Here is a 1,468-nt window from a genome sequence, read left to right on the forward strand (position 1 = left end):
ATTTTGAACGTCAGTTGATGAAAGAGCTGAATCAAACAGTTTAACCTCATCAAGACTACCATTAAAGTAACCAGGAGAACTACTATCAGAACGCCTTCCTAATCTTAAAGGCTTCGAGTTGCTTAAAGAACCTTGTCGTCCAGTAGGGTTAAAAGTATCCACCAGTTCACCATCAACATACCACTCTCCACCATTAATGTTGTCTCGATCAACAGTGACAGTCACATGATGCCAATCTCCGTCAGCAATGGAAACATCACTAATGTAGTTGGTAAAGCCTGAACCGTCAGCCAATTGAAAACCTAAATTACCACCAAGATTGTAAAGGACATATCCTTGAACTGATCCTGATTGCTCAACCCGCTTGTCAAGAATGACATCAATTCCAGCAACATCAGTAGTGTTGATCCAGGTACTTAGAGAAAAATCTCCGATTCCGAAGTCTAGTGCATCATTGTCATCGACCTCAACATAATCATTAACTCCATCGAATGACAACCCATCATCGACTACTGCGTTTACAGGAGTAGGATTATTAATGTAATTACCATCATTAGTACCTGCACTATCAGTAGCTGTGGTACCAGTAGTATTATCTAGTTTCCACCAAGCGACTTCTTGTCGATAAACATAATCGCCAGATGAACCTAAAGGCGAAATTGGTTTGTCGTTAAAAGAGAAAATTCCAAAAGAAAGGTCAGAATCGAAAATAACTTCTAAATTAGGGTTGGTTAGTCTGTTTACTGTTGCAGGAAGAAGATTTCGATTTCTCAGTGTGTCTAAATCGTCAGCATATGATCCTGTCAAATCCTGTAGCAAAACGATATCAGATATGGAAGCCATATAGATTAATCCTTTGAGTATTTTCTAGTTTGGTTGACAAGTAAAAACATTTTTCTTGAGTCAAAAAATAACTAAATTTGCCATTTTTATTAACCTTAACGTTAATTTTATCGAGCTACTTTCTTGAGTAATACTTCTGTTATAGTGATGTCATTAAATGCATAAATCAATAACTACAGATAAGTATTAGTCCTTATAGAACTTTGATAAGGGGTATTTAGTTGTTTCATGACATAGTAAATATACTATTTATTTTGAGTATTTAAAATAGTCTTTACCGAAAATTCATTAACAAAGTAATTTAAAATACCAAAAATTAATTAATTAAGTGCAGAGCTAGATTTTAGAGTATTAATATCAACAATTAGTCTAGTTATTTACACGTAATTTTATTTTTCATAGTACAATCGACTACTAAAGTAACGATATAGAATCTGTTTATTTCAAGATGAAAGTACAAATGTTACAAAGAAAAAAGAAACTTATTTTGTGTTAAATGGGTCAAAACTAGCCAAGCTGTCACCAGGGGCAATCTAGCTTGAAACGCTTACTCTGTAAAGATTTCAACATCATGATTTTGCAAATATAGCGCTCGCAAACCCTGAGTAATTTTTGCAGCCTTTGA

Annotated in this window: 1 protein-coding gene; it reads right to left on the reverse strand. The window is 34.4% G+C overall.

Going from position 1 to position 1,468, the window contains the following annotated elements; genetic code table 11:
* On the reverse strand, window positions 1-843 hold an 843-nt coding region (locus H1P_RS35480; protein WP_222427419.1), incomplete at its 3' end, for a LamG domain-containing protein.
* Between the last annotated feature and the right edge of the window lie 625 nt (window positions 844-1,468).

Origin of the sequence: Hyella patelloides LEGE 07179, assembly GCF_900659865.1 — a bacterium.
Lineage (GTDB): Bacteria > Cyanobacteriota > Cyanobacteriia > Cyanobacteriales > Xenococcaceae > Hyella > Hyella patelloides.